The organism is Arthrobacter sp. 05L417 (genome assembly GCF_056397865.1).
The window spans coordinates 1-1,534 of record NZ_JBFTOG010000083.1 but is presented as its reverse complement, the minus strand read 5'-3'; the positions used below and the strand labels follow the sequence as shown (position 1 = coordinate 1,534).

Genomic DNA, 1,534 nt, shown 5'->3' with positions numbered 1-1,534 from the left:
CGGTATCTATCAAGCTGTTTGTGACAGCGGGGTGGTTTGTTTGTTGTTGATCCCGGCGGTGGGGGGTGCTCCCGGCGCGGTGGGTTTGTTGCGGTATCGGTGGGGGTTGCGGGCGTAGCAGGTGTCGAGTGTTGCTTGCCGTTGCCTGCGGGCGTGCTCGGTGCGTGCGTGGTGGACGGTGTCGGGTGTGTAGTAGTTCAGTCCGCTGTGGCGGTGGTTGGCGTTGTAGTCCGCGAAGAAGGCTGCCAYGTATCCGCGGGCGTGTTCGAGGTCCTGGAACCTTCGCGGGAACTCGAGGTCATATTTGACGGTCTTGAACAGCGATTCCGAGTACGGGTTGTCATCAGAGACGCGGGGTCGTGAGTAGGACAAGGTGATGCCCAGGGACCGGGCGAGTTCCAGGGTGCTGCCCGCCCGCATCGGTGCCCCGTTATCGGCGTGAAGCACGCCCGGGGACTGCCTGTTGCCGGCCACGGCGTCCCGGATCAGTGCCGAGGCCAGGGCCGCGGTTTCGGTGTATTCGACCCGGTGGCCGACGACCTTGCGGGAGAAGACGTCCAGGATCGTGTAGAGCCGGTAGGTGTGTTTGCCGGGGCCGTGGAGCATCGTGATGTCCCAGCTCCATAACTGGTTCGGGGCGGTGGCTTCCAGGACGGGTTTGGCCCGTTTGGGGCCGGTGCCGCCGCGTTGTGGCCGGCGGTCTCCGTTCTGCCCGTGGGCGGCCACGATCCGGTGGGCTGCGGCGATCGAGAAGGAGCAGTATCCCGCGTCCAGCATCCGGTAATAGGCCTGGGTGACCGATAGATTGCCGTAGTCCTCGGAGTTGAGCAGTGTCATGAACTCCTCGGCTTCGGCGGTGGTGATCCGGTTCGGGTAGGCCCGGTCGGCCTGCGGCACGCTGATCCCGGCCCGGGCGGCAGGGTTCAGGTGCCGGTACCAGGTGGTGCGGTGCAGGCCGACCAGGGCGCAGGCCTTCACCGCCGACCAGCCGGCCGTCATCAGCTTCCCGGCAAAGCTCAGGACGATGTCTCGCCAGGTTTTGGCATCAACCACTCCGGGCGTCCGGGCTCCGGTTCCTCCACCTCGGGTTCCGTTGCCGCCGCGCTCTTGGCCATTGCCTCCAAGAGCGCGGAAGCTTTTCCCAGAATGTCCACCGCGGCCTCAGACCGGGCCAGCTTGGCCTTGAGGATCTCGTTTTCCTTCAAAACCCGTTGGAGCTGTCGTTTGTCTCCGGCATTCAATCGCTGGTCCTCCTTGAGTGGATCGACCACGGCGGGCAGTTCACCGGATTCCCGGGCGCGGGCCCATTCCCGGACCGTGGCAGCCCGGATTCCGATGGCCCTGGCCAAGGCCATCTTCGAGCCTCGTTCAAGACACTTCTCATGCTCATCCAGAATCGCGTTTTTCTCCCCAACAGTGAAGTGGCGATTCGATTGGCGGACAGGAATAACAAAATCCATCACGGACCTTCCCCGCCCGCGCACCGGACTCCCGCCAACAGGGAACCTGTCACACAAGAGCCTGACACACAGGG

2 protein-coding genes are annotated in these 1,534 nt (G+C 64.3%); both read right to left on the bottom strand.

Annotation, left to right across the window (positions count from 1 at the left end; genetic code table 11):
* Positions 1-9: 9 nt before the first annotated feature.
* Positions 10-1,053 carry an IS3 family transposase gene (locus tag AC1DJW_RS26365; RefSeq protein WP_476902936.1) on the bottom strand — a complete coding sequence of 348 codons (1,044 nt, stop codon included), beginning with the start codon at positions 1,051-1,053 and terminating at the stop codon, positions 10-12.
* A complete protein-coding gene (locus tag AC1DJW_RS26360) occupies positions 1,017-1,355 on the bottom strand; it encodes a hypothetical protein (protein ID WP_476902935.1) in 339 nt (112 codons plus the stop codon). The genes AC1DJW_RS26365 and AC1DJW_RS26360 overlap by 37 nt, the downstream gene beginning before the upstream one ends.
* Positions 1,356-1,534 lie beyond the last annotated feature (179 nt).

Coding starts and splice junctions, on each gene's coding strand:
- AC1DJW_RS26360 (WP_476902935.1), bottom strand. CDS start 1,355: ATGGCCTTGGCCAGGGCCATCGGAATCCGGGCTGCCACGGTCCGGGAA.